The organism is Nitrobacter vulgaris (genome assembly GCF_031453995.1).
Classification (GTDB): Bacteria; Pseudomonadota; Alphaproteobacteria; order Rhizobiales; family Xanthobacteraceae; genus Nitrobacter; species Nitrobacter vulgaris.
Genome location: NZ_JAVDPZ010000016.1, coordinates 39,645 through 61,044, shown reverse-complemented (window position 1 = coordinate 61,044; position 21,400 = coordinate 39,645). Strand labels below are relative to the sequence as shown.

General features: G+C 59.8%; 13 protein-coding genes. 11 read left to right on the top strand and 2 right to left on the bottom strand.

Translation table 11 applies throughout. The features are described 5' to 3' along the window. Window positions 1-342: 342 nt before the first annotated feature. The 5 genes from GGQ85_RS11540 to GGQ85_RS11520 all read left to right on the top strand — a co-directional run bounded on the left by GGQ85_RS11540 (window position 343) and on the right by GGQ85_RS11520 (window position 10,857). Entirely contained in the window at window positions 343-5,565 is a 5,223-nt protein-coding gene (locus tag GGQ85_RS11540; RefSeq protein ID WP_309774631.1) for an alpha-2-macroglobulin family protein, read from the top strand. Beyond that, entirely contained in the window at window positions 5,562-7,685 is a 2,124-nt protein-coding gene (gene pbpC / locus GGQ85_RS11535) for a penicillin-binding protein 1C (protein WP_309774630.1), read from the top strand. Before GGQ85_RS11540 ends, pbpC begins: the two co-directional genes overlap by 4 nt. A gap of 52 nt (window positions 7,686-7,737) precedes the next feature. After that, entirely contained in the window at window positions 7,738-9,480 is a 1,743-nt protein-coding gene (locus tag GGQ85_RS11530; RefSeq protein WP_309774629.1) for an ArnT family glycosyltransferase, read from the top strand. A gap of 299 nt (window positions 9,481-9,779) precedes the next feature. Next, the gene (locus GGQ85_RS11525) at window positions 9,780-10,541 is read left to right on the top strand and encodes a glycosyltransferase family 2 protein (RefSeq protein ID WP_309774628.1); all 762 of its coding nucleotides are present in this window, start codon (window positions 9,780-9,782) and stop codon (window positions 10,539-10,541) included. Further along, a complete protein-coding gene (locus GGQ85_RS11520) occupies window positions 10,534-10,857 on the top strand; it encodes a lipid-A-disaccharide synthase N-terminal domain-containing protein (protein WP_309774627.1) in 324 nt (107 codons plus the stop codon). The genes GGQ85_RS11525 and GGQ85_RS11520 overlap by 8 nt, the downstream gene beginning before the upstream one ends. 29 nt (window positions 10,858-10,886) lie before the next feature. On the opposite strand, the gene metC is transcribed toward GGQ85_RS11520, so the two are convergent. Then, entirely contained in the window at window positions 10,887-12,083 is a 1,197-nt protein-coding gene (gene metC / locus GGQ85_RS11515) for a cystathionine beta-lyase (protein ID WP_079446569.1), read from the bottom strand. Window positions 12,084-12,508: 425 nt separating this feature from the next. On the opposite strand from metC, the gene GGQ85_RS11510 reads away from it, so the two are divergent. From GGQ85_RS11510 to GGQ85_RS11495, 4 genes are read left to right on the top strand one after another with little or no spacing between them, the layout of a single operon-like run. Beyond that, entirely contained in the window at window positions 12,509-13,543 is a 1,035-nt protein-coding gene (locus GGQ85_RS11510; protein ID WP_079446568.1) for an amino acid ABC transporter substrate-binding protein, read from the top strand. Between the two features lie 14 nt (window positions 13,544-13,557). Then, window positions 13,558-14,763 (top strand): amino acid ABC transporter permease, encoded by a 1,206-nt coding sequence (locus GGQ85_RS11505; RefSeq protein WP_079446567.1) that lies wholly within the window; start codon window positions 13,558-13,560, stop codon window positions 14,761-14,763. Beyond that, window positions 14,760-16,280 (top strand): amino acid ABC transporter permease, encoded by a 1,521-nt coding sequence (locus tag GGQ85_RS11500; RefSeq protein ID WP_079446566.1) that lies wholly within the window; start codon window positions 14,760-14,762, stop codon window positions 16,278-16,280. The genes GGQ85_RS11505 and GGQ85_RS11500 overlap by 4 nt, the downstream gene beginning before the upstream one ends. Window positions 16,281-16,295: 15 nt before the next feature. Next, entirely contained in the window at window positions 16,296-17,039 is a 744-nt protein-coding gene (locus GGQ85_RS11495) for an amino acid ABC transporter ATP-binding protein (RefSeq protein ID WP_079446565.1), read from the top strand. Window positions 17,040-17,052: 13 nt separating this feature from the next. Here the strand turns inward: GGQ85_RS11495 and GGQ85_RS11490 are convergent, their stop codons facing one another. Further along, window positions 17,053-18,093 (bottom strand): cysteine synthase A, encoded by a 1,041-nt coding sequence (locus tag GGQ85_RS11490; protein WP_309774626.1) that lies wholly within the window; start codon window positions 18,091-18,093, stop codon window positions 17,053-17,055. A gap of 516 nt (window positions 18,094-18,609) precedes the next feature. On the opposite strand from GGQ85_RS11490, the gene GGQ85_RS11485 reads away from it, so the two are divergent. Both GGQ85_RS11485 and GGQ85_RS11480 read left to right on the top strand, forming a co-directional pair. After that, window positions 18,610-20,025, top strand: a complete 1,416-nt coding sequence (locus GGQ85_RS11485) for an efflux transporter outer membrane subunit (RefSeq protein WP_309774625.1) — start codon at window positions 18,610-18,612, stop codon at window positions 20,023-20,025. Continuing rightward, the gene (locus GGQ85_RS11480; RefSeq protein ID WP_309774624.1) at window positions 20,015-21,340 is read left to right on the top strand and encodes an efflux RND transporter periplasmic adaptor subunit; all 1,326 of its coding nucleotides are present in this window, start codon (window positions 20,015-20,017) and stop codon (window positions 21,338-21,340) included. The genes GGQ85_RS11485 and GGQ85_RS11480 overlap by 11 nt, the downstream gene beginning before the upstream one ends. Window positions 21,341-21,400: the final 60 nt, after the last annotated feature.

The following is a 21,400-nucleotide window of genomic DNA, read 5'->3' as shown; positions in this document are numbered from 1 at the left end:
AGACGCCTCGTACGGGCAGTCCGAGGACGATGAATCGGAATTCCTTTGCGCTGGACTTATACTGTAGCGATACGGGATAAGGCAATGAATCTGCTACATTTTGGTGCATTTTCTGGCACGGGCGGTTTGATTCTGACATTCGCATCCCGTTCAGGCCGGTGTCGCGAAGTTAAAAACGAACGACCAACAGCAAGTATAACCTGTTAGTGGAGTTTTGGCCGTGATCGTGTTTCGAACTCGCGGCCCATGGATTGCAAGTGTCAAATTCGATTTCGATCCCGCACAGCGCAGAACTCTGACCCGGGAACACCCCAGCGACATTTATGCGCGCAGGAGCTTTTTATGACCAGGATGGTTCGCGCCGTAGCCCTCTGTGCGACCTTACTCATCGGGCTTGGATCAGTTGCCCTGGCAGCAGATAAAGCCTTCAAGCGGGATGATCTTGCCGACGCGGCAATCAAGCTCGAGGCTCAGATCAAGAGCGAAGCAGGCACTATCACCAAATCGGCCCCGACTTTGCGCGCCGATGCCGACGCGGCCTTCAAACGAGCCGATTTTCGCAGCGGTCTTCAGATACTCGGCCAGATCTCAACGGTCGTACCAGCCGACAGCGGCAACTGGCTGCGCCTGGCACGGACAATCTTCCAGATCAGACCCACCACAAGTCAGGAACAAACCTTTCTGCTCGAACGAGCATCCACCGCCGCCTATCTCGCCTACCAGCGAGCGAACGATTCTGCTGTCGAAGCTGATGCATTAGCGGTTCTCGGGCGCGCATTTTCGGATCGAAAGCTGTGGCGGCCAGCCCTCGACACGTTGCGGCTTTCGCTTGATCTGCGCGAGGTCGCCGATGTTCGCGCGCAGTACGAAAAAATGCGAGACGACCATGGCTTTCGGCTGCTCGATTACACCGTGGATTCGGACTCGGCATCGCCTCGAGTCTGCTTCCAGTTCTCTGAGGATCTTGCCAAGAGGACGGACTTTTCACCATTCGTGACGCTGGCCGGGGTCGACCGGCCGGCGCTGTCTTCGGAAGACAGACAGCTCTGTGTCGAGGGCCTCAAGCACGGTGAGCGCTACAATATCCATCTGCGCTCCGGGCTGCCATCGACCGTGAAGGAGGGTCTGCCGAAATCCGCTGAATTCAACGTCTATGTGCGCGACCGTAAGCCCTTCGTCCGCTTCACCGGACGGGCCTACGTGCTGCCGCGCGTTGGCCAGCGCGGCATCCCGCTGGTCAGCGTCAACACCCAGACGGTGACCGTCAAGGTGTTCCGGATCGGCGACCGCAATCTCATCAATGCCGTTGTCGACAGCGATTTTCAGAAGACGCTCAGCGGCTATCAGTTGTTTAATCTCGGCAACGAACGCGGGATCAAAGTCTGGTCGGGCGAGGTTGCGACGGCCTCCACGCTGAACGCCGATGTGACGACCGCGTTTCCCGTCGATGAAGCGCTCGGAAACCTCCAACCCGGCGTTTATGTGATGACGGCCGCGCCAAAGGGGCCGTCCTCAATGGAGGACGAAGAGTCCAACTCGCTGGCGACTCAGTGGTTCATCGTCTCGGACCTTGGCCTGACCGCCTATTCAGGCAATGACGGCATCCACGTATTCGTCAATTCGCTGGCGACAACCGATGCTGTGGACAAAGCGGAAGTCCGCTTGGTCGCACGCAACAATGAAATCCTTGCAACCCGCAAGACGGATGAGTCGGGTCACGCGTTGTTTGAGCCTGGGTTGGCTCGAGGCGAAGGAGGGCAGTCGCCTGCGCTGCTGACAATCAGCACCGACAAGGCCGATTATGCATTCCTCAGCCTGAAGTCGAATGCATTCGATTTGACCGATCGCGGGGTTTCGGGCCGCGCCGTGCCATCGGGAGCCGATGCCTTCGTTTATGCCGAGCGGGGCGTCTATCGCTCCGGGGAGACTGTGTATCTCACGGCGTTGGTGCGGGACGGGCAGGGTAACGCGGTAACCGGCGGACCGTTGACGCTGGTGGTCGAACGGCCCGACGGCGTCGAGTTCCGCCGAGCCATCCTGGCCGATCAAGGCGCGGGCGGACGAAGCCTGACCCTGCCGCTCAATTCAGCGGTCCCGACCGGGACATGGCGGGTTCGCGCATTTACGGACCCGAAAGGACCGTCAGTCGGCGAAACCACCTTTATGGTCGAGGACTATGTCCCAGACCGGATTGAATTTGACTTAATAACCAAGGCGAAACAGATTGCCGCTGATACCCCGGTAGAACTTAAGGTCGACGGCCATTTCCTCTATGGCGCTCCCGCATCCGGCTTGCAGATCGAAGGCGATTTGCTGGTGGCACCTGCCGAAAGCCGTCCAGGATATGCCGGATATCAATTCGGCGTGCCCGGCGACGACGAGGCGACCAGTAACGAGCGCACGCCGATCGAGAACCTGCCCGAAGCCGATGCAAACGGCGTCGCAACCTTCCCGGTCAGCCTCGCAACACCGTCCTCGTCGAGTCGACAGCAGGCAGCACAGATTTTCGTTCGCATGGCGGAGGCCGGCGGACGCGCGGTCGAGCGGAAAATCGTGCTTCCGGTGAAACCGTCCAGCGCCATGATCGGCGTCAAACCGTTGTTTGCCGACAAGAATATCGCAGAGGGAGACAAGGCCGGCTTCGACGTCGTCTTTGTCGCACCAGACGGAACATCGCTTGCCCGCAAGGGTCTCCGCTACGAATTGCTCAAGCTGGAGAGTCGCTATCAGTGGTATCGTCAGAATTCGTATTGGGAATACGAGCCGGTGAAGTCGACCAGACGGGTGGCCGACGGAGATCTGACGATTGCCGCCGACAAGCCTGCGCGGATCGAACTCTCTCCACAGTCGGGACGCTACCGGCTCGACGTCAAATCGTCCGATCCCGATGGTCCGCTGACATCCATTCAATTTGACGTCGGCTGGTATTCCGACGGCAGCGCCGACACGCCTGACCTGCTGGAAACCTCGATCGACAAGCCAGATCACCAGTCCGGCGACACCATGGTCGTTTCGGTCAACGCCCGGACCGCCGGCAAACTGACGATCAATGTTCTTGGCGACCGGCTGTTGACCACCCAAACCGCCGACGTCAAGGAAGGCACGTCGCAGGTCAAAATTCCGATCGGCAAGGACTGGGGCACCGGGGCCTATGTGGTGGCAACGCTTCGGCGGCCACTCGACGTCGCCGCACAGCGGATGCCCGGACGCGCGATCGGCATCAAATGGTTCGGCATCGACAGGACCCCGCGCACCCTTTCGCTCAATCTCTCGCCGCCGACATTGGCGCGGCCGTCGACGACGCTAAGGCTACCTGTGAAGATCGGTGGCCTAAGCCCCGGCGAAGACGCCAAGATCGTCGTTGCCGCGGTTGACGTCGGTATCCTCAATCTCACTAACTACAAGCCTCCCGCGCCCGACGACTACTATCTCGGTCAGCGTCGTATGACGTCTGAAATCCGAGACCTTTACGGACAACTGATCGACGGCATGCAGGGGACGCGCGGCCAACTCAGGACCGGCGGCGATTCGGCCGGAGCGGAGTTGCAGGGCAGCCCGCCGACGCAGAAGCCGCTCGCGCTCTATTCCGGCATCGTCACGGTAGCAGCAGACGGCACGGCTGAGGTCAGCTTTGACATTCCGGAATTCGCCGGCACTGCGCGAGTGATGGCGGTCGCCTGGACTGCAACTAAGCTCGGCCGTGCGACGGTCGATGTCACGGTGCGGGACCCGGTGGTGCTGACGGCGACGCTGCCGCGCTTTCTGTTGACCGGCGATCAGGGCACCCTGACTTTCGACCTCGACAATGTCGAAGGTCCGCCCGGCGACTACGTTATCAACGTCAAGACCTCGGGGCCCGTGAAGATGGCGGGCAACGCCAAGACCACGATCAAGCTCGCGGCCAAGCAGCGCAGATCGATGGCGCTGACGCTTGGTGCCGGCGGCTCTTCCGGCGCTGCCCAATTCGACATCGATATCAAGGGGCCGAACGGCCTGACGGTCGCGCGGCACTATGATCTCGAGGTCAAGCCGGCGACCCAGATCCTGGCGCGCCGCTCTGTCCGAACGCTGGCAAAAGGCGAGAGCCTGACGCTGACCTCGGACATGTTCTCCGACCTCGTGGCGGGGACGGGAGGAGTATCGGTGTCGGTCGGACTGTCCTCGGCGCTGGATGCGGCGAGTGTCCTGAAGGCGCTCGATCGCTATCCTTTCGGCTGCTCCGAGCAGATCGCAAGCCGGGCGATGCCGCTGCTCTATGTCAACGATCTCGCCGCCAACGCACACCTCGCGATGGATACCAGTGTCGACGATCGCATCAAGAGCTCGATCGAGCGCCTGCTGGCCCGGCAAGGCTCCAATGGTTCGTTCGGCTTATGGTCGTCCGGCGGCGAGGATTCCTGGCTCGACGCTTACGTCATGGACTTCATGACCCGCGCTCGGGAGAAAGGCTTCTCCGTCCCTGACGTCCCGTTCAAGAGCGCGCTCGACCGCATCCGCAACTCGGTTGTGAATGCAGCCGAGCCGGAGAAGGACGGCGGTCGCGACTTGGCTTACGGACTTTACGTTCTTGCCAGAAACGGTGCTGCCCCGATCGGGGATTTGCGTTATCTGGCCGATACCAAATTGACCAATCTGGCGACACCCATCGCCAAGGCGCAACTCGCCGCGGCGCTTGCGCTGATCGGTGACCGGGCGCGGGCGGAACGCGTTTATGCCGCAGCGATACAAAGTCTGGCGCCCAGACCGGCTATCGAATTCGGCCGGCCGGACTACGGCTCGGCGCTGCGCGATGCTGCCGCGCTGGTATCGCTCGCAAGTGAGGGCAATGCGCCGCGAGCCACGGTCACGCAAGCGGTGCAGCGGGTGGAGGCGGCGCGGGGGTTGACGCCCTCAACCTCAACACAAGAGAACGCGTGGCTGGTCCTGGCAGCGCGGGCGCTTGCGAAAGAATCAATGTCGCTCGATGTCGGTGGCGCGCCCGTTAATGCCGCGCTTTATCGCAGCTACAAGGCAGCCGAGGTGGCCGACAAGCCGATCAAGATCACCAACACGGGCGAGGCGCCGGTGCAGGCGGTGATTTCCGTGGCCGGCGCGCCCGCCACTCCCGAACCGGCTGCTTCGAATGGCTTCGTGATTGAGCGCAACTATTTCAATCTCGACGGAACGCCCGCGGATCCGGCGCAGGCCACGCAGAACGAACGGTTCGCCGTCGTTCTCAGGATCACCGAAGCCAAGCCGGAATACGGCCACATCATGGTGGCCGACTATCTTCCGGCAGGATTCGAAATCGACAATCCTCATCTGGTTTCGTCCGGCGACACCGGTACGCTCGACTGGATCGAGGACGGCAAGGAACCGGTCAGCACTGAATTCCGCGACGATCGGTTCACCGCAGCCGTCGATCGCGCTGCTAATGACAAGGCGGTGTTCACCGTGGCCTATGTCGTGCGCGCTGTATCACCGGGCAAATACGTTCTGCCGCAAGCGTACGTAGAAGACATGTACAATCCATCGCGCTACGGCCGCACCGGCACTAGCCGTGTGGAGGTACGTTCCGCGAAATGACCGCGCCCGACACCCCTGCAACGGCGGTACAGTCGCGTCGCTGGCGGCGGGTGAAACTGGCGGCGTCAGCCCTCGCCATCGTCGCTATGGTAACCACCGGCGCTGTCGCGAGCTGGATCGTCTCGTTGGGACCTCTGCCGCTCGCGAACGCGCGCGAGGTTTCGAGGACGGTGCTCGACCGCAACGGCAAATTACTGCGCGCGTTCGCAATGGCCGACGGCCGGTGGCGATTGCCGGTCGATGCCAGCACCGATGTCGATCCCGGATATCTCAACCTGTTGCTAGGTTATGAAGATCAGCGGTTCTATTCGCACATTGGCGTCGACCCGCTCGCGCTTGGCCGCGCGGCGCTGCAACTCTTGACCCGTGGCCACATCATTTCGGGCGGGTCGACCATCACCATGCAGCTTGCCAGGCTGATCGAGCCGCGCCGGCAGCGCTCGATATACGCCAAGCTGCATCAGATGGTCCGTGCGCTCCAGCTCGAATACGAACTCCCCAAAAGCCAAATACTCGACCTGTATCTGACGCTCGCGCCGTTCGGAGGCAATCTCGAAGGTATTCGCGCGGCATCCCTTGCTTATTTCGGCAAGGAGCCGAAGCGGCTGTCGCTGGCGGAGTCGGCTCTGCTGGTGGCCTTGCCCCAATCGCCGGAACGGCGACGCCTCGACAGACATCCTGCCGCAGCGCGTGCGGCCCGCGACCGCGTGCTCGTGCGTATGGTTGAGGATGCCCGCATCGATGCGGACGATGCCAAGCGGGCGATGGCGGTGCCTGTCATGCGGATGCGCCAGCCGTTTCCAATGCTGGCGCCGCATTCGGCGGATCAGGCGATGGCCACGAACAAGAATTCGAACCTCATCAGGCTGACGCTAGAATCCGGATTACAGCGGCAGCTCGAAGCACTGGCGCACGACCGCGCGGCTGCGCTCGGGCCGGAAATTTCGGTCGGCATCGTCGCAGTGGACAACGCCACCGGCGATGTGATGGCCCATGTCGGCTCTGCGGACTATTTCGACGAGCGGCTTGCCGGGCAGGTGGACATGACGCGGGCGGTGCGCTCGCCGGGATCGACCCTGAAGCCATTTATCTATGGACTAGCGTTTGAAGACGGGCTTGTTCATCCGGATAGCCTGATCGACGATCATCCGGTCCGATTTGGCAGCTACGCGCCGGAAAACTTCGATATGACGTTTCAGGGCACCGTTCCGGTGCGCCGGGCTCTGCAATTATCGCTCAACGTTCCGGCGATCGAACTGCTCGATCGTGTCGGCGCCAGCCGCCTGTCGTCGCGACTAAAACAGGCGGGCGCCAGTCTGGTGCTTCCCAAGGACGAAGCTCCGGGTCTGGCGATGGGACTGGGCGGCGTCGGCGTCACGCTCCATGACTTGGTGCAAGTCTATTCCGGCATTCCCCGGCTGGGTAATGTAATGCCTTTACGCGAGTTCGAGCGCCGCGACTCTGGTGTCCGCGAGCCGTTGCGACTGCTGGACCCCGTTGCCGCCTGGCAGGTCGGCAATGTCCTGCTGGGAACACCCCCACCGGAAAACGCGGTTCGGAACCGGATCGCTTTCAAGACCGGTACGAGTTACGGCTATCGCGATGCCTGGTCTGTCGGCTTCGACGGCCGCATGACGATCGGCGTTTGGGTCGGACGCCCTGACGGCGCCCCGGTTCCCGGTCTTATCGGACGTGTCGCGGCCGCGCCCATTCTGTTCGATGCGTTCGCTCGCACCGGCAGCCTACTTGCCCCGCTCCCCAAGGCTCCGCGCGGAACCCTGACCACCGCCAATAATGCAAAGCTTCCACTTCCATTGCGACGGTTTCGTTCTGCTGGTGAACTCATCCGGACGGACAACAATGAGCGCCGGCTCCATATCCAGTTTCCGTTGAATGGCTCGCGGATCGATGCCGGAGCAGGGCAGGGAACGCTGTCTCCGCTGCTGGTGAAAGTAACGGGAGGCAGCCTGCCGATGACCATGCTGGTCAACGGGAAAGCGGTCGGAGCGATCGACGGCCGTCGCCAGCGGATGATCGACCCTCCTGGGCCGGGCTTCGTCCGGCTGACCGTGATGGACGCGGCTGGCACCGCGGACACAGTTACGGTCAGAATTCAGTAGCAGCCGGCTCAGCGGTTGTCCCTGCCTCGGGTTCAGCGTATGCGGAAATCCCATGGCCAAGACCCTTCCCCATCCCCAATTTGGACAACCGCGCGAGCCGAAGAACCCGGTGGGTAGGGGACGGGGTCTGGCGAACGTGCTCGACTCTGTCGCCGCCAGTCAGGGCAGATCGGTATTATTTCTGGCGATTGTTGGCCTGCTGTTCTTTCTGCCTGGTTTCTTCAACATCCCGCCAATCGATCGCGACGAGGCCCGTTTCGCCCAAGCGACCAAGCAGATGGTGGAGACCGGCGATTTCGTCGACATCCGCTTTCAGGACGAGGTGCGTTACAAGAAGCCGGTCGGCATTTACTGGCTGCAGGCAGCAGCCGTCGAGACGGCGTCATCTCTCGGCCTGCCGCGCGCGCAGATCCGCATCTGGCTCTATCGCGTGCCCTCCCTGATCGGCGCGATTGGCGCGGTGCTTCTGACCTATTGGGCAGCGCTCGCTTTCATAACGCGACGGGGCGCTGTTTTGGCTGGACTGATCATGTGCAGTTCGGTCCTGCTCGGAGTGGAAGCGCGGCTCGCTAAGACTGATGCCATGCTGTTGCTGACAATCGTTGCAGCGATGGGTGCGCTTGCGCGAATCTATCTGTCATCTCAGCGGCGCGAGAACCCCGAGCATCCGTCCTGGATACATCCGGCGATCTTCTGGACCGCGCTCGCCGGAGGAATCCTGCTCAAGGGTCCGTTGATCCTGATGTTCGTGGGATTGACGATCGGGACCCTCGCTATACTCGATCGCTCTGCGTCATGGCTTTGGCGGCTACGGTCAGTCTGGGGGCTGATGTGGATGCTTGTCCTCGTCATGCCGTGGTTTGTTGCGATTTTTCTCCGCGCAGGCGACACGTTTTTTACGCAGTCGATCGGCGGCGACATGCTGAGCAAATTCGCGGCTCAAGAATCACATGGCGCACCGCCAAGCATATACTTCCTGCTGTTCTGGATTACCTTCTGGCCCGGCGCACCGCTCGCAGGGCTGGCGGCGCCCGCAGTCTGGCGCACGCGGCGAGAGCCGGAGGTACGGTTTCTGCTTGCGTGGCTGGTTCCGTCATGGATCGTGTTTGAACTCGTTTTGACGAAGCTGCCGCACTATGTGCTGCCGCTGTATCCCGCGGTCGCGATCCTGTCGGTTTGGGCACTGGAGCGCCACGTTCTGTCCCGATCATGGCTGACGAAGGGCACGGCGTGGTGGTTTGCCATCCCTGCGATGACCCTCGTGCTCGCAATCGTCGCAACCATTACCTTAACGCGTCAGCCGGTCTTCCTGGCGTGGCCGTTCGCCGCGGCGGCTTTGATTTCCGGGCTGTTCGCCTGGTGGCTCTACGATGACTATAACGCGGAACGCTCCCTGCTGAATGCGATTTTGGCGGCGCTGTTCCTGAGCGCTTCCGTCTACGGAATCATAGTCGCTGCGCTGACACCATTATTCCCGAGTCCCGAAGTCGCGCGCGCGCTGCGAAACGTCGAGTGTGTTGGACCGAAAGCGGCGGCGGCTGGCTACCATGAGCCAAGTCTGGTGTTCATGACGGGGACGTCGACGCTGCTGACCGATGGCTCCGGGGCCGCCGATTTTCTCAGCTATGGAAGCTGCCGGTTCGCGCTTGTCGAATCCCGTTCCGAAAGAGCCTTCGCGCAGCGCGCCGAGGCGATCGGCCTGCGCTATAATGTTGCAACGCGCATCGACGGTTTCAATTTCTCACGGGGTAAGACGATTTCGATCGCCATCTTCCGCTCTGAGGGAACGCGTTAGATATCAGGGTGGCCACAGGATGTGGCGATAAGCTACCTATGCCGGATGTTGTTCTTACAATTGATGTAGACAGCATAAAATTCTTCGCTCGCCGAAATTTCCCATCTCAAAAGTATTGCCCGCAGCGCTTACGCGCCATAAGAAGCGGACGCGGCTAGTGTCTTTCACCGCTTCGCGGAAACGGTGAAAGACTCTGTCTTTTTGATGACGCGCTTTCTTCACGCGAACCGGATTTCACTTCGCTCGAAAACGCTATAGGCCAGTTTTTCGCGGGCTCTGATTAGCGGACCAATCGGACAATGAACGACGACATGTCCACCAGCACGACTGCGCCGACGATTTCCATAGTTGTGCCTGTGCGCAACGAGGCGGACAATATCGCACCCTTGATCGACGAGATCTCTGCCGCGCTGGACGGCTGGTGGGACTACGAGATTGTCTATGTCGACGACGGCTCCGCCGATGCAACCGCCCAGCGTTTGGCTACGATCATGACGCGGCGGAAGAATGTGCGCCAGATTCGTCACGAAAAGTCATCGGGCCAATCGGCGGCGGTTCGGACCGGGGTGCGGGCCGCGCGCGGTTCGATCGTTGCGACGCTGGATGGCGACGGTCAGAACAATCCGGAATTTCTGCCGGAACTCATAATGGCGATCGAGAAGGGTGAGGGACGCATCGGTCTCGCCGCCGGCCAACGCGTTGGCCGCAAGGATACCGGATTCAAGAAATTCCAGTCGCGAATCGCCAACAAGGTGCGAAGCTGGGTGCTGAGCGACGGGACGCGCGACACCGGTTGCGGGCTGAAGGCCTTTCGGCGGGAGGTGTTTCTGTCCCTCCCTTATTTCGACGGCTTGCACCGTTTCCTCCCGGCGCTGGTGCGGCGAGAGGGCTATGACATCACCTATGTCGACGTGATCGACCGGCTGCGACGTTCAGGCGTGTCGAATTATGGATTCTTCGATCGCCTGTGGATCGGAATCATCGACCTCGCCGGTGTGTGGTGGCTGATCCGCCGTAAGAAATCGACACCCGTGGCAACCGAGGTAATGCGTCATGACTGACATCTTCGAGATGCTGACGACCTATTTCTACGACGTGTTCGTATCCAATTTTGACGGCTGGGTCGTTCTCGGTTTTGTTGCGCAGGGTCTCTTTACCATGCGGTTCGTCGTGCAATGGATTGCATCTGAACGCGCACGAAAGAGCGTGATCCCCGTGGCGTTCTGGTTCTTCTCGATAGGAGGCGGGATTCTTCTTTTGGTTTACGCCCTTTACCGGCGAGATCCGGTGTTCATCGCCGGCCAGGCTCTCGGTCTCATTGTTTATTTTCGCAACGTGTACTTCATCATTCTCAATGGACGCCAATCATCAACGTGAGAAACAACAAAAAGCGCGAGGCAGAAGCCTCATTGCCGGGCGTTGAAGGCCGCAAATCCCCGTTCGAGATCGGCCTTGAGATCGTCCAAATTCTCAAGGCCGATGTGTAGTCGTAGCGTCGGCCCGCCCGGCGTCCAGTTCGTCGCGGTCCGATACGAAGCGCAATCGAAGGGAATGATGAGGCTCTCAAAGCCACCCCACGAGTAACCCATGCCAAACAGCTTCAGCGTATCGAGCAGCGCATCGACTGCTTGTTGTGGCGCGGGTTTAAGGACAATGCTGAACAATCCCGAAGCGCCGGTGAAGTCCCGTTTCCAGATCGCATGACCGGGATCGTCCGGTAATGCGGGATGCAAAATACTTGCAACTTCCGGCCGCCGAGCAAGCCACCGCGCCATGTCGATCGCGGCCTGCTGGTGATGATAAAGCCTTACCGCAAGAGTGCGTAATCCCCGCAAGGCCAAAAACACATCGTCAGGACCGACGCATAGACCGAGCAGCTTGATGGTTTCGGCGAGCGCCGGCCAGGCCTTGGCATTGGCGGCTATGGTACCAAACATGAGGTCGGAATGTCCTCCGATGTACTTGGTCGCCGCCTGGATGCTTATGTCCACGCCTTGTTCGAGTGCGCGGCGGAAGAGGGGGGTTGCCCACGTATTGTCGTCGATCACAAGCGCGCCGCGGGCGTGCGCCGCGGCAGCGATCGCCGGAACGTCGGGCATCTCCAAAGACTGAGAGCCTGGAGCCTCCACCATTACCGCGCGGGTTTCCGGCCTGAACAGCGCGGCGATTCCCGAACCGATCAGTGGGTCGAAATAGGTGGTCTCGATTCCATAGCGCGTCAGAATCCCATCGCAGAATTGTCGCGTAGGACGATAAATGTTATCGCAGACCAGAACATGATCGCCGGCCTTCAGCACGGACAATAGCGCCGTAGAAATCGCAGACACCCCCGAAGGAACGAGGCCTATGCCTGCGCATTGCGGGCCTTCCAACGCCGCCAACGCATCCTGCAACGCGCGGGTTGAAGGGGTGCCGTGCCGTCCGTATTGGAATTCTCCGCGGTGAGCGTAAAGATCGCTTGCAGTCGGGTAAAGCACGGTCGAGCCGCGAACGATGGGAGGATTGACGAACCCTTTCTGGGACGCCGTGTCTCGACCGGAAACGACCAATCTGGTTTCCGCTCGAAGCGAATCCGTGGGTCTGTCGCCCTTCGACAAGGTCATATCTTCCCGCTGCTGAACCAGGCATTTTGTGCTTTCCGGATGGCAGTTCCGGAGTGGTCGGGTAGTAACAGGAAGGGAAAGACCCCCGTCAACCCCCACGTGTCGCGGAGCTGAACGTCAAATTTAAAACCCCACTAGCAACATATATTTGCTAGTGGCTCCTTGATTCCAACCTTCGCAAGGCGGATCGCGGAACGGATGCGGACGCTAGAGTCCACCGCTAGTCGTTCCGTGATGGAATTCAATCCCTGCCGACCGAGGGTGGAGAGCCGCTGCGAGTTTCCATCTGCTCTCAACATCGGTTGATCGACGCAGTCCGTCTTTGGCCCGATTCTGGTGGGAGAAACGAATCGATTGGCCGCACTCAACCGAGCGACTAAACGGCACGAACTGACAATCCATTGACGTTCTTGAAAGGCATTGCCATGAAATGCATACTTGCTGCCATTTTCGCCATCGCCGCTGGTATTACATTACAATCGGCATCCGCACAGGAATCCGCGAAGGCGAAGACCACGCTCGAGGCAGTCAAGGAACGAGGCGTGCTGTCGTGTGGCGTGACTCAGGGGTTGCCAGGGTTTTCCACCCCTGACGACAAAGGAAACTGGACCGGTCTTGACGTGGACATCTGCCGCGCAATCGCAGCAGTCGTGTTCAACGATCCGAGCAAGATCAAGTTCGTCCCGCTATCCGCCAAAGACCGGTTTATCGCTCTACAGTGGGGCGACATAGATGTGCTGTCGCGCGATACGTCATGGACACTTTCACGCGATACCTCGCTTGGAGGAAATTTCACCGGCGTGACTTACTACGACGGGCAGGGTTTTCTGGTCAGGAAATCTCTCAAGGTTAATTCGGCGCTAGAATTGAATAGCGCATCCGTCTGCGTTCAGACCGGCACCACGAGCGAACAGAATCTCGCCGATTATTTCAAAAGCAATAAGATGAAATACGAGGTTATCGCGTTCAGCACGGCCGACGAAACCATAAAGGCTTACGAAACCGGTCGATGCGATGTGTTTACGTCGGATATTTCACAGCTCTACGCCCAGCGGTTGAAGCTCCTTAATCCCGCCGATCATGCGGTTCTGCCGGAGGTGATCTCGAAGGAGCCGCTCGGGCCGATGGTGCGTCAGGGCGATGACCAGTGGTTCGATCTCGTGAAGTGGACGCTGTTTGCGATGATCAACGCGGAAGAGCTCGGTATCACGCAGAAGAATGTTGGCGAGATGGCAAAATCGGAGAATCCGGAACTCAAGCGCATTTTCGGGACCGACGGCAATTTCGGCGAGCAGCTCGGCGTAACCAAGGATTGGGTCTCGCGCATCATCAAGGCCGTCGGCAACTATGGCGAAGCGTTTGATCGTAACGTCGGCGCCGGATCCCCGCTTGGCATCACACGAGGACTCAATAGGCTCTGGACGCAGGGCGGCATTCAGTACGCGCCACCGATCCGCTAGCGTCAGCGTCAGGAATGACCGTCGCGCCTCGAAAACCGCCGCTGCAATTTTTTCTCAGGCTACGACGTGCGCTTGGCGGGCGGGCTGGTTGGGGTGCCCTTGCGTTGCAGGCTGTATTCGTCGCCGTCCTTGCGTGGATCGGCTATGAGATCGTGGCCAACGCAAAAGCAAATCTGGACGCGCAGAATATCGCATCCGGGCTTGGCTTCATGTCGAATACCGCGGGATTCGGCGTTAGCCAGACCCTGATCCCATACTCCGAGACCGACAGTTACACGCGCGTTTTCCTTGTCGGCCTTGTGAATACGCTCGTGGTCGCCGCAGTTGGCATTTTCTTCGCAACGATTATCGGCTTCATGGTGGCGCTCGGCCGGTTGTCGCCGAACTGGTTGATATCCCGCATTTCCGGCGGCTATGTGGAACTGGTTCGAAACCTGCCCTTACTGTTTCAGATTCTGTTCTGGTATCTCGCGGTACTGAGGACGCTTCCAAGTCCAAAGCAAAGCATCTCAGTCATTGACGGCATCTTCCTCAGCAATCGTGGTCTTGTGGTTCCCAAGCCTGTCGGGCAGGAGGGGCTAATCGCGTTTGCCGTCGCGGTGGTGGTTGCGATCATCGGCTGCATGCTGCTGCGAAGCCATTCCCGTCGCAAGTTGTTTCGGAGCGGGCGAGCTTTGGTTGTATGGCCATACGCCCTTGGTCTGCTGCTCGGCCTTCCCGCCGCCGCGATGGTCATTTTCGGTACTCCCTTCGCGTTCGAAATGCCAACTCTCCAGGGATTCAATTTCTCTGGCGGCGCGCGCCTGATCCCGGAGTTTGTCGCGCTAGCGATTGCGCTCTCGACATATACGGCCGCCTTCATCGCGGAAGTCGTGCGCGCGGGGATTCTTTCGGTGCATAAGGGACAGATGGAAGCAGGCGCCGCGCTCGGACTTTCGCGCAGATCGACGCTGCGATTGATCGTGGTCCCGCAAGCCATGAGGGTCATTCTACCGCCGCTGACCAATCAGTACCTCAACCTCACCAAAAATTCCTCGTTGGCTGTCGCTATCGGTTATCCGGAACTGTTCTCGGTGTTTGCGGGGACAACGCTTAGCCAGACCGGTCAAGCCATCGAGATCCTCGCGATCACGATGGGCGTGTATCTGCTGATTTCGCTGGTGACCAGCGGGATCATGAGCGTCTACTCCAGGCGCGTTGCACGGAGCGGGGGTGCATGAGCGTTCGGCCCGCACCATCGTTTATACGCGCCGCTCTCGTTCCGGAACGACACGCACCCATCAGGACTACGAGCCTGGCCCGTGTTCTCTGGATCCGTCTGTTCAGTTCCCCGAGCAACGCGCTGCTTACGGTGACTGGAGCTGCGCTGCTATGGTTCGTCCTTGTTCCAGCAGTTCGATTTTTCTTCGTTGATGCGGTCTGGGAAGGTCAGAATCGAACGTCGTGTTTGGTTACCGATACAAGTCAATCAATCGGGGCGTGCTGGCCGTTCGTCAACGCGAAGATCACCCAGTTCATTTACGGCTTTTACCCAGAACCCGAACGGTGGCGGGTAAATCTGACGTTTCTGTTGGCGGCCATCTTGTTGCTGCCGCTTCTCATTCCTCGGTTGCCGGCCAAACGTCTCAATGCCAGCCTGTTCTTCATCGCTTTCCCGGTCGCAGCATTTTTTCTTCTCCACGGTGGAGGCATCACTGGATTTGGCGTGAGCTGGACCGCCGGGATTCTGTCCAGCTTGGCTGACAGCGTTGGTAATGCCGGGCGGCAGCTCGCCGCGTCAGGGGAAGCAGGCGAATTCGGTTCGATCTTACGACTGTTGGGAAATGCCGTTGCATCAATTGGCGATGCACTGAACTGGCTGGCCTCGCCGCTGAGTTCGCTCCGGGATCGGCTCCAGAGCTCTGGTCAGCCGGTCTGGTACGATTTTGGTTGCACTGCTGCGATCGTTTCGCTGCTGCTCTTCCTTTTCAGCGGCGGCTTCCGTGCAGGCTGGGGAGCGTTACTCGCGAGCCTGACAACATTTGTCGGCATTGGCCTGGTTATCGCCGCAATGCGTCTCGATCGCGGCGGACTTCCGGTTGTCGATACCCGTCTCTGGGGCGGCCTGCTGGTAACGCTGGTGGTGTCGGTGACAGGCATCGTATCGTCGATACCGATCGGAATTGCGTTGGCTCTGGGACGGCGTTCGACCCTTCCGCTGATCCGGATGTTCTCAATCGCTTTCATCGAATTCTGGCGCGGCGTTCCCCTGATCACCGTATTGTTTTTTGCGACCTACATGTTGCCGCTCTTTCTTCCCGGAAACTTCACCGTCGATGGGCTGGTTCGAGTCCTAATCGGCATAGCGCTATTCGCCGGGGCGTATAATGCCGAGGTTATTCGCGGCGGTCTCGCGGCGATCCCGAACGGACAGGCAGAAGCCGCCCATGCGCTTGGACTATCCTATTGGAAGACCACCGGGCTGATCGTAATGCCGCAGGCGGTGCGGCACGTCATTCCAGGATTGGTCAACAGCTTTATCGCGTTGTTCAAGGATACCTCGCTGGTCTCGATCGTCGCATTGTTCGATCTGCTCGGGAGCTTGCGAGCTTCGTTTGCAGATCCCGCGTGGGCGACGCCAACTACGCTGTTTACCGGGTTCGCGTTCACCGGACTCATCTACTTCGCATTCTGCTTCAGCATGTCGCGATATTCCCTATTCGTGGAGCATCGACTGAACGCGCATCGACGAACCTGAGCTTTGGAAATATCAATGACAGATGCGAACGCCATCGTTTCCATCATCGGTCTCAACAAGTGGTTCGGCAGTTTCCACGTGCTGCGGGACATCGATCTCGACGTGGCCCGTGGCGAACGCATCGTCATTTGCGGGCCGTCAGGCTCCGGAAAGTCAACGCTGATCCGCTGCATCAACGCTCTTGAGGAGTTTCAGGAGGGTCGCATCGTCGTCGATGGAATTGAGCTGGGACCCAATTTGCGGCGCGTCGACGAGGTGCGGCGCGAGGTCGGAATGGTCTTCCAGAGTTTCAATCTGTTTCCGCACCTCACAGTGCTCGAGAACTGCACGCTCGCTCCCATCTGGGTCCGCAATACTCCGAAGAAAGATGCCGAGGCTGCGGCAATGAAGTTTCTGGAACGCGTCAAAATACCTGATCAGGCCAATAAATATCCTGGGCAGATGTCCGGAGGCCAGCAGCAGCGTGTGGCGATCGCGCGCGCGCTCACGATGAACCCCAAGGTCATGCTGTTCGATGAACCCACGTCCTCCCTGGATCCCGAAATGGTCAAGGAGGTTCTCGACACGATGGTGGATCTGGCTAGAGAAGGCATGACCATGCTTGTGGTCACACACGAAATGGGATTCGCCAAAGAAGTAGCTAACCGCGTCGTGTTCATGGATGAGGGCCAGATCATCGAGTCCGATACCCCGGCAAGTTTCTTCGCCAACCCGCGACACCCGCGAAGCCAGCTCTTTCTAAGCCAGATCCTGCGGTGAGACCGGAACGGCTTTAAACTGCTGCGAGGGGAATTTTTACGGTGCTTTGTCTCTCGAGCCATTGCGGCACGGGAAGGCCCTTGGAGCGCATAAAGTCCGGGTTGAAAAGTTTCGATTGGTAACGGTTGCCGGAGTCGCACAGGATCGTCACGACGGTGTGACCGGGTCCCAACTGGCGCGCGAGACGAATCGCGCCGGCGACGTTGACACCAGTCGATCCGCCAAGGCAAAGCCCTTCATGTTCAAGCAAATCGTAGATGACGGGCACGGCCTCCTCGTCTGGGATGAGGTAAGCTTCGTCAACTTTAGCGTCGGCAATCACCGGCGTTACCCGTCCGAGCCCGATTCCCTCGGTAATCGAACCTCCCGCGGTCGGCTTGGCCACGCCGTTCTTGAACAACTCATACATGGCCGCCCCGCGAGGGTCCGCAACACCGATGACGATATCCTTCTTTTTTTCCCGCAGGAAAGCGCTCGCTCCGGCCAGCGTGCCACCCGTGCCGATCGAACAGATGAAGCCGTCGACCTTGCCACCGGTCTGCTCCCAGATTTCGGGGCCCGTTGAAACGTAGTGCGCCTTGGGATTGTCGAGGTTGTTCCATTGATCGGCAAACAGGACGCCGTTGGGTTCGGACTTGCGCAGTTCGTCAGCGAGACGCTTTGCGATGTGCTGATAATTATTCGGATTGCTGTAGGGGAGCGCCGGAACTTCGACAAGCTCGGCTCCGCACAGCCGCAGCATGTCCTTCTTTTCGCGGCTTTGTGTTTCCGGGATCACGATCATCGTGCGATACCCGCGCGCGCTGGCGACGACGGCAAGACCAATGCCGGTATTCCCGGCCGTGCCCTCGACCACGAGGCCGCCGGGCTTGAGATCGCCGCGCCTTTCAGCTTCCAGAATCATCTGTTTCCCGGCGCGATCCTTGACAGATTGGCCCGGATTCATGAACTCGGCCTTGCCGAGAACGATGCATCCGGTCGCATTTGAGGCGTGCTTTAACTTGATAAGAGGAGTATTTCCGATCGCTTCTACGACGTCGTTATCGATTCTCATGAGATGCAAAATTCTCATTGGGCTGTTGGAGGATTTCAAGGCAACCCTAGTTGAGGGGCGAGGGAGGTACAAGGGAGCGTAGAATCGCATCCCACAGAGAGACGGTCTCGGACCGAAAAATCCCTGCCGCCAACGGGCGGGACCCCGCAACGCCGCATGAAATCTTCGTAAGATTGTTGGACGCGTATGTAGCCTGAACTTCGAGAAAGGCCCTGAAATCGGGCCTTTTCTGATAAATCAGAGCAGTGACGCCTATGGAACGCATCTAATGTTCTTGGCTGGGCGGGACTGTCCGTCGCCTGTTCGGACAGCTAGAATAAGGACGATCTCAGAGAAAGTATGACTGCCGGTGGCCGCGTCGCTTTATTCCAGAAAAGGTTGGGACTGCGGCGCAATGATATCATGTCAATACCTGTCGCCGTTTCTGTCTTCCCCCAGGGGGCCGGTGTGACTTTTTCCCCTGCTACGGCCTTTAGCCATCCTCAGAGATGCGCGATGTGGATCTGGCGTTCCGCTATGCTCCTCCCTGTGTTGGTGGCGGCCGCGTTGTCGGCTGGCTGCATTCTGACGGCGGATATTCCGGATCCGGCGCTGGAGATCCCTAGCGGGTACAAGGCTGCGCAGACGACCAGGGCCGACGCTCTGCCGAAGCTCGACTGGTGGCGTGGTTTTCGTTCTCCTGAATTGACCGGCCTGATGGAGGAAGCCCAGACCGTCAATCTCGATATCGCAGCGGCGGCGGCAAGGATCGTTCAGGCCGACGAGCAATCCCGGATAGCGGGTGCGGCGCTATTGCCGAGCGTCAGCATCGGGGGACAGGAAGCCTATTTCCGTACGTCGGGGTCGAGCTTAAGCGGCCTGACAAATCGGGGCCGGGAGATCGTGAACTACTCAGGCACGTTGAGCGCCGCCAGCTACGAAATCGATTTCTGGGGCAAAAACCGCGATGCCGCGTTGGCCGCGGTGGAGACGGCCAGTGCCAGCCGCTTTGACCGCGATGTGGTCGCGCTGACGACGCTCGCCAGCGTCGCGAATGCCTATTTTCAGGTCCTTGCCTCACAAGACCGGATTCGCGTCGCCGAGCGCAATATCGCCAGCGCCGTGCGTATCCTGGATGCACTCAAACAGCGGCTGAGTGCCGGTACCGGAACCGACCTCGACGTAGCGCAGCAGGAAAGCGTGTTGGCGAATCAGCGCGCGACCGTTCCGCCGCTTCGGCAGACGCTTGCACAAAACATCAACGCGCTCGCAACACTGGTGGCTCGCCCACCGGAAAGCGTGCAGGTCAAGGGCGGCTCGCTCAACCGGATCACCGCGCCACGTGTGACTCCGGGACTGCCGTCCGAATTGTTGACCCAGCGCCCGGACATCCGCCGTCAGGAGGCGCAACTGGCGTCGGCTACCGCGAATGTCGGTAGCGCCCGGGCGCAGTTTTTTCCGAGCATTACGTTGACCGCGCAGGGCGGCTACCAGAGCCCGGCGCTGGTCGCGCTGTTCCAGCCCCAAGCGGCATTTTTCAACCTCGCCGGCGGATTGACGCAGCCAATCTTCGACGGCGGCAGAATCCTCGGCAATTTCGAAACCACGAGGGCAAGACAGGACGAGCTGCTTCAGACTTACCGCAAGACGGTGGTTTCGGCGTTCGCCGATGTCGACAACGCGCTGATTGCCGTGCGTCAGACCGCTGAAAGACTGCGCATGCAGCGGGAGGTCGTGGCCACTTCGCGCAGGGCATTCGAGCTCTCCGAGCAGCAGCTTCAGGCAGGCACCGCCGATATTATTATCGTGCTGAACACGCAATTGACACTGTTTCAGGCGGAAGACGTCCTAGCGCAAGCGCAGCTTGCGCGGTTACAGGCAATCGTGAGCCTTTATCAAGCCCTGGGCGGGGGCTGGGAGCCGAGAATCGAGAGGGCGGGCAATGCTCTTTAAACCGGGTCTCGACGAAACCGCGAAAGCAGCCGGTGAAAGGATACCTGGTCAGGCGACGGCCGGCGGCCGGCGGCGGCCGGTGTGGATCGTCATTACGCTTCTGATCCTCGGAGGACTCGCCTATCTTGGCTGGATCGCGTTTGAGCAAACGAAGCGTGATGAAGGTCGAGAACATTCCGATCGTGCAATTCCCGTACTGGCTGCAACGCCGCGGATCCAGGATGTGCCGGTCTACCTCGACGGCGTCGGAACGGTCCGGGCTCTGAACACCGTTACTGTACGCTCTCAGGTCAACGGCAAGCTGATCGCCGTCAATTTTACCGAAGGCCAGGATGTTCAGAAGGGCGACGTGCTGGGCGAAATCGATCCCGTGATCTACCAAGCCCAGTACGATCAGACAGTCGCGAAGAAGGCCCAGGACGAAGCGCAACTTGCCAATATGCTCCTCGATCTGAAACGCTACCAGCAGCTGGCCGTCTCCAATGCCGGTTCGAAGCAGCAGGCGGATACCCAAAGGGCGGTCGTTGCTCAACAGGAGGCGCTGGTCAAGGCCGATCAGGCCGCGATCGACAACGCGGGAGCGATGCTCGGCTTCACCAAGATCGTCGCGCCGATTTCCGGTCGCGTCGGCCTGCGCCAGGTCGATCGTGGCAACATCATCAATACCACGGATACGACCGGACTCGTCGTCATTACGCAGCTTCAGCCTATCTCCGTCCAGTTTAGCCTTCCGCAACAGCAAATTACGCGGGTGAATGCAGCAGCAGCCAAGGGTGCTATCGAAGTCGATGTATTCGGAAGCGACGGCACGACACTAGCCGACACGGGTGAGCTGATCGGTATTGATAATCAGGTCGATCCGACGACCGGCACGTTGAGGCTGAGAGCCAAATTTCCAAATGAGCATTTTCAGCTCTGGCCAGGCCAATTCGTGAACGTGCGGATCAAGGTTGAGACGCTATTACAGGCGACGGTTATACCGACGTCGGCGGTGCAGCGCGGTCCGCTCGGAACCTTCAGCTACGTGATCGGAGACGGCGACATCGTAACGGCCAAACCAGTGACGGTGCAGCAGCAGGACGAGAAGGACGCTGTAATCGCCAAGGGAGTTGGTCCTACTGATCGCGTGGTCACGACGGGATTTGCCAATCTCTCCGACGGAGCAAAGGTGACAGTCAGCCAGAACGATCAGGCGCCGACGGCCGATCTCGCGCCGCAGAAGCGGCACGATGAGCACGGCGCTCGCCGAGGCGGCGACAACAGTGAGCGTCGCGGCAAGCGGGGTTCTGGCGGCGGACCGAAGGCTCGGCCATGATTCCGGGGGCAGGGCACTGAGAAGCGGACCCACGGCAGCGCGCTGCCAGACGAGTTGATT